5 protein-coding genes are annotated in these 5,782 nt (G+C 67.5%); all 5 read right to left on the bottom strand.

The genetic code is table 11. From position 1 onward, the window contains the following. Positions 1–221: 221 nt before the first annotated feature. The 5 genes from AB6807_RS39215 to AB6807_RS39195 all read right to left on the bottom strand — a co-directional run bounded on the left by AB6807_RS39215 (position 222) and on the right by AB6807_RS39195 (position 5,490). A complete protein-coding gene (locus AB6807_RS39215) occupies positions 222–1,883 on the bottom strand; it encodes a Na/Pi cotransporter family protein (protein WP_116908414.1) in 1,662 nt (553 codons plus the stop codon). A gap of 65 nt (positions 1,884–1,948) precedes the next feature. After that, complete coding sequence (locus AB6807_RS39210; RefSeq protein WP_371088792.1) at positions 1,949–2,809, bottom strand: phosphodiesterase; 861 nt, start codon at positions 2,807–2,809, stop codon at positions 1,949–1,951. Continuing rightward, positions 2,806–3,867: an ABC transporter ATP-binding protein gene (locus AB6807_RS39205; RefSeq protein ID WP_371088791.1), complete on the bottom strand. Its 1,062-nt coding sequence runs from the start codon at positions 3,865–3,867 to the stop codon at positions 2,806–2,808. The genes AB6807_RS39210 and AB6807_RS39205 overlap by 4 nt, the downstream gene beginning before the upstream one ends. Then, positions 3,857–4,657, bottom strand: a complete 801-nt coding sequence (locus AB6807_RS39200; protein WP_371088790.1) for an ABC transporter permease — start codon at positions 4,655–4,657, stop codon at positions 3,857–3,859. The genes AB6807_RS39205 and AB6807_RS39200 overlap by 11 nt, the downstream gene beginning before the upstream one ends. A gap of 11 nt (positions 4,658–4,668) precedes the next feature. Beyond that, positions 4,669–5,490 (bottom strand): ABC transporter permease, encoded by an 822-nt coding sequence (locus AB6807_RS39195; protein ID WP_371088789.1) that lies wholly within the window; start codon positions 5,488–5,490, stop codon positions 4,669–4,671. Between the last annotated feature and the right edge of the window lie 292 nt (positions 5,491–5,782).

The raw sequence follows: 5,782 nt of genomic DNA, 5'->3' as shown, positions 1-5,782 counted from the left end.
GTAGAGGGGATCAGGGCCGCAGCTGTTTGAGCGAAGCGAGTTCTGCGGACCCCCCTCTACGTCGAGCACCGCAGGTTGCCCGAAGCGAAGCGGAGGGACGCAGACAGTGGGGTCGCCTTTTCTTTGTCTACTTTCTTTTGGCGAAGCAAAAGAAAGTAGATCGCCCGCCGGGGCGAGACCCGGCCCCGGAACAAAAACCCCCCGCCGAGCGGAAACCAAACCTATCCCTCAATCTTCCCAAGCCGAGACTCCCTCAACCGACTAGGCGCCAACGCCCCAGCCGACTCCAGAATCGGATAAGCAATAGAGCAAATGTGCGAATTGATTCGTTTCAGATCGCTGATCAGGTCGATGTGCAGCGAACTGGTCTCGATGCTCAGCGTCGTCCGGTCCGACAACCGGTCCAGGTGGGTCGTCGCATACGCACGCTCCAGGTCGCGGAACCGCGCCTTCTCTTCGAGCAGTTTCTGCGCGTCCCGCACATTGCCGTTCAGGAACACGCTCATGCTCAACCGCAGGTTGGCCACCAGCCGCCCATGCAGCTCGACGATCTCCGCCATGCCGGCCTCGGAGAAATTGCGCTGCGGTTTGATCTTCTTGTCTTCCACATCGATGATCACGCGCTCGATGATGTCGCCGATCTGCTCCATGTTGATCGTGAAGCTGATGATGTCGGTCCAGCGCCGGCTCTCCTCCTCGCCCAGCGCCTCGCGCGAGATGCGCGTCATGTAGTACTTGATGGCCGAGTACAGCTCGTCCACCGTGTCGTCGAGCTGCCGCAGCTCCTGCGACAGGCGGGTGTCGTTGTTGCGGATCACGTCGAGCACGCCGATGAGCATGGTCTCCACGATGTCGGCCTGGTGCAGCGCCTCGCGCGCGGCGTTGGAAATGGCCAGCGACGGCGTGGACAGCGCCGACGGGTCCAGGTGGTGCGGCCGGCTGGTGCCGGTGGCCTGCTGCGGCATGGGGAGCATGCGCGTCACCAGCTTGGCGACCCACTGCGTGAGGCCGATGAAGCCCACGCTGATCACGACGTTGAACGCCAGGTGGAACAGCACCACGCCGTGCGTCTGGTTGGGCAGCTCGGGTTGCACGTAGCGGATCCACAGGCCGATGAAGGGCGCGACCAGCGCCACGCCCAGCGCCTTGAACAGCAGGTTGCCGATGGTCACCTGGCGCACCGGCACGCTGGCCTTGGCGGTGGTGAGCACGGCCAGCAGGCCGCTGCCCAGGTTGGCGCCCAGCACCAGGCCCAACGCCACGTCCAGCGGCACCACGTTCGAGGTGGCCATGGCCGCGACCAGCAACACCACCGCCAGGCTCGAATAGGCCACGATGGCCAGAACCGAGCCGATGGTGATCTCCAGCAGCACGTCGCTGTTGATCGAGGCGAGCAGCGCGCGCACGGCGGGGGAGGAGAACAGGGGCTCGGTGGCCTCCACCACCAGCTGCAGGGCCAGCAGCATCAGGCCTAGGCCGATGAGCACCCGGCCGACGCGCCCGGCCACCGTGTCCGCGCGGGTGATGAACAGCACCACGCCCACGAAGATGAACATGGGCGACAGCCACGAGAGGTCGGCCGAGAACAGCACCGAGATCAGCGCCGTGCCCACGTCGGCCCCGCGCATCACCGCCAGCGCCGCGGGCAAGGTGACCAGGCCCTGCCCGACGAAGGACGAAGTCATGAGCGAGGTGGCGGTGCTGGACTGCACCAGCGCGGTCACGCCGATGCCCGACAGGGCGGCCGTGAACCGGTTGCGCATGCTCTGCACCAGGATCTTGCGCAGGTTGGCGCCGAACACGCGCAGCACGCCGGTTCGAACAAGTTGCGTACCCCACACCAGCAAGGCAATGGCCGCGAGCAGATTCAGAAGATGCTTCATGGATGTCGGGTTCTATCCTTTTCGTTTTGGTTCGTTTTCGACCCCATTTTCCACAGATACGCGTTTCAGTCGATCAGCGCTCCGTTGTCGTGGAAAGGATAAGGCCCTTCGAAGTGCCCGCAAGCCGCCAGATGGGTCACCAGCCGCCCTCCGGCGGGGGACCACGCATGCACCCTGAAGGCCGGCGGCTCCAGCGTCCAGGCCGAGGGAGCATCGCTTGCCAGGTCGAGGCAGACCTGGTGCGCCTGCGCCGGCGAGGTCGAGGCGATGGTGCCGCCGAAGCGCACGTCGATGGCGCGGTGCAGGTGGCCGCAGATCACGCGTTCGACATTCGTGTAGCGGCGTAGCAGCGCCTCGAGCGCCTCGGCGCCCTCGAGCAGGCCGATTTCGTCCATGTGGCCGATCAGCGTCTGGAACGGCGGATGGTGCATGGCGACCACCACCGGCTCGCCGCGGCAGGCGTCGAGCTGCGCTTCGAGCCAGGCCAGGCGCTTTTCGCACAGCGAGCCGTGGCTGGCGCCGGGCACGCAGGTGTCCAGCGTGAGCAGGCGAAGCGGGCCGACGCGCACCGAATACTGGATGAAGCCGCCCGTGTCGGCCCCCGTGCCCAGGTAGCCGTGGCCCGGAAAGCTGCGGCGCAGCTGGTCGCGGTCGTCGTGGTTGCCGGGCAGCAGGTAGACCGGCATCGTCAGCGGCGCGAGCAGGCGCGCCAAGTGCTCGTACTCGGCGGCGCGGCCGAAGTCGGTCAGGTCGCCGGTGACGACCACCGCGTCGGGCTGTTGGCGCAGCGCCAGCACCGACTGCACGGCGCGCTCGAGGTACGGCGCCGTGTCGATGCGGCCATAGGCCAGGCGGCCGGGCTCGCGGATGTGCAGGTCGGTCAGCTGGACCAGCACGGTGAGCGGGTTGTTCGTGGGGGTTGTCATGCGTTGCTCTCCTGCGACGTCATCAGGCGCTCGGGGTGAATGCGCAGGCCCACCGCGTCGCCGGGTCCGAAGGGGTTGTCGCGGCCTACGTCGGCCACGAGCACGGGTTGGTCCGCCGTGCGCAGGTGCAACTGCACCCGGTCGCCCAGGAAGGTGCGGCGTTCGACGGTGGCGGCGCCCCAGCCGGGCTGGGGCGTGTTGACCTCGATGTCTTCGGGCCGGACCAGCAGGCTCGCATGGGCCAGCCACACGGTCGGGCAGGGCACGGCCGAGCCGCCGAGTCGGACAACGCCCTGCGTGATGGCGTCGGCCTCGCGCGCCAGCCGGTTGACCCGGCCGAGGAATTCGGCGACGAAAGGGTGCGCGGGCGCGCGGTACAGGTCTTCGCCGCGCCCGACCTGCACGATGCGCCCGGCGCGCATTACCGCCAGCCGGTCGGCGATGGCCAGCGCCTCTTGCTGGTCGTGCGTGACGTGGATGGCCGTGATGTGCAGGCGGCGCAGCAGTTCGGCCAGCTCGTCGCGCAGCGATTCCTTCAGCTTGGCGTCCAGCGCGGCCAGCGGCTCGTCGAGCAGCAGCACGCGCGGCCGCACGGCCACGGCGCGCGCCAGGGCCACGCGCTGGCGCTGGCCGCCGGAGAGTTCGGCGGGGCGCTTGTTTTCCAGGCCGCCCAGGCGTACCAGGTCGACCAGCTCGCCCACGCTGCGCTTCTCCTCGTCGGGCGACACACCGCGAATGCGCAGCCCGTAGCCGATGTTGGCCGCCACCGTCATCTGCGGAAAGAGCGCGTAGCTCTGGAACACCATGCCCACGCCGCGGTGCTCGACCGGGCGCTGCGTGACGTCCTGGTCGCCGAAGACGATGCGGGTGCCCGCGTCGGGAGATTCGAGCCCGGCAATCAGCCGCAGCAGCGTGGTCTTGCCGCAGCCCGAGGGGCCGAGCAGGGCCAGCACTTCGCCGGCCTCCACGCGCAGGTCGGTGGGCTGCAGGCCGCGCGTGCCGTCGGCGTAGGTTTTCGCGCAGTTGGCGATGTCGATGGGGATGCGTTCAAGTTCCATGGCGTTTCTGCATCAGGTTGGCAAGGTACTGCAGGCCCCACAGCACCGGAAGAATGACGGCGAAGAAGACCAGCGTGTAGGCCGATCCGATCTCGATGCGCATCGAGGCGTAGCTGTCGGCCAGCCCCACGGGCAGGGTGCGCGTGAGCGGCGTGTGCAGCATCCAGGTGAGGTTGAACTCCCCCACCGACAGCGTGAACACCATCAGGCTGCCGGCCACGATGGCGGGGAACACGGCCGGCACCAGGATGCCCATGAAGCGCTGGCGAAAGTTGGCGCCCAGCGAGCGCGCGGCCTCTTCGAGCGCGAGCAGGTCGTCCCGCTGGAAGGCCGAGCTCACGGTGCGCACCATGAAGGGCAGCGTGAAGATCATGTGGCCCACCAAGATGAAGGCAAAGCTCTGGCGAAAGGCGGTGAGCTGGCCGTAGGCGAGGATGAGCGCCAGCGCCGTGGCAAGGCCCGGCACCGCGACCGGCAGCGTCAGCAGCTCTTCGAAGATGCGCGCCGCGCGCGAGCGGCTGCGCGCCAGCGCGTAGGCGCAGGGCACGCCCAGCAGCACGGTGCCCACGACGCAGGCGATGGCCAGCGCAATCGACCAGCCCACGGTGCCGCCGTAGTTCTCCCAGACCTCGCCGAGCCAGCGCAGGGTGAGGCCGCTCTTCAGGCCGGCGCTGTAGTTGTTGACGAGCCCGGCCATGACCGACAGCAGCATCGGCGAGACCATGAACAGGCTCACGATGACGGTCACGGCGAGCAGGAAGGGCGCCTTGGCGTGTGTGTTGGTTCGCATGGTGCGGGCCCTCAGCGTGCGACGGGGTTCGCGCCGAAGCGCCGTGCCACGAACAGCACGAGCCAGGTGACGATGCCCAGCGAGATCGACAGCGACGCGGCGAGCGCGAAGTTGGCGTAGTTGGTGAACTCGTTGTAGATGGTGATGGGGATCACCTCGAACTTGCTGGCCAGCGTGAAGGCGGTGCCGAAGGCGCCCATGGAGGTGGCGAACAGGATGGCGCCGCAGGCGAGCGTGGTGGGCGCGAGCTCGGGCATCCACACGTCGCGTGCCACGCGAAGGCGCGAGGCGCCGAGCGAGCGGGCGGCCTCTTCGAGCTGGCTGTTCATCGATTCGGCGGCGGCGGTGTAGGTGGCGATGGCGCGCGGCAATGAAAAGTACAGGTACGCCAGGAACAGCCCGAGCAGGCCGTAGGCGAAGGTGATGCGTTCGCCGAACAGGCTGTCGCTCAGGTCGGCGACCACTCCTTGCCTGCCGCCCAGCAGGATCACGAAGAAACCGATGATCACGCCCGGGAACGACAGCGGCAGCGTGAGCAGCGACAGCAGCATGCGCTTGCCGATGAAGTCGTGGCGGGCGAGGTAGATGCCTACCGCGGCGCCCAGCACCAGGGTGGCCAGGGTCACGGCCACGGAAAGCACGACGGTGTTGGCCATGCTCGCGAGGTAGCGCGAGTCCGTGAGCACGGCGAAGTAGGTGGCCCAGCCTTTGTCGGCGGGCAGGGTCAGCAGGCGCACTACCGGCAGCAGCCAGAAGGCCGCGAAGAAGGCGGCCGCGGGTGCCACGCAGGCCAGCAGGCGCCAGCTTGGGTTCCAGGCGTTGTCGGACTTCATTTCGGGTTTGGGCTCGTGTTGTTCGTGTTTGTTGTTGCTGCTGTTCAGGGCGTGTGCACAGGCCGCCGGGTACTTCCCTCCGCGAATGTCCTCCGCCCTTCGGGCTCCCCCTTTATTTCGCTGCGGGAAGCACCCGACGCCCTGTTCACCTGGGCACGCTGTCGGTTAGCGGCGATCAACGACCGCTGCTGACAACGATCACGACGGTGGGGCGCCCCTTTTCGAGAAATGAATGCAAAGGGACTTCTCGCTTCCTGGTCACGGTATCGAGTACCAAGATTGATGTGCGAAG

Source organism: Variovorax sp. RCC_210 (assembly GCF_041355175.1).
In the GTDB taxonomy this organism is placed as follows: domain Bacteria; phylum Pseudomonadota; class Gammaproteobacteria; order Burkholderiales; family Burkholderiaceae_C; genus Variovorax.
The sequence above is the reverse complement of the archived record's forward strand: the minus strand, read 5'-3'. Positions and strand labels throughout refer to the sequence as shown.

Coding starts and splice junctions, on each gene's coding strand:
- AB6807_RS39200 (WP_371088790.1), bottom strand. CDS start 4,657: ATGCGAACCAACACACACGCCAAGGCGCCCTTCCTGCTCGCCGTGACC.
- AB6807_RS39215 (WP_116908414.1), bottom strand. CDS start 1,883: ATGAAGCATCTTCTGAATCTGCTCGCGGCCATTGCCTTGCTGGTGTGG.
- AB6807_RS39210 (WP_371088792.1), bottom strand. CDS start 2,809: ATGACAACCCCCACGAACAACCCGCTCACCGTGCTGGTCCAGCTGACC.
- AB6807_RS39205 (WP_371088791.1), bottom strand. CDS start 3,867: ATGGAACTTGAACGCATCCCCATCGACATCGCCAACTGCGCGAAAACC.
- AB6807_RS39195 (WP_371088789.1), bottom strand. CDS start 5,490: ATGAAGTCCGACAACGCCTGGAACCCAAGCTGGCGCCTGCTGGCCTGC.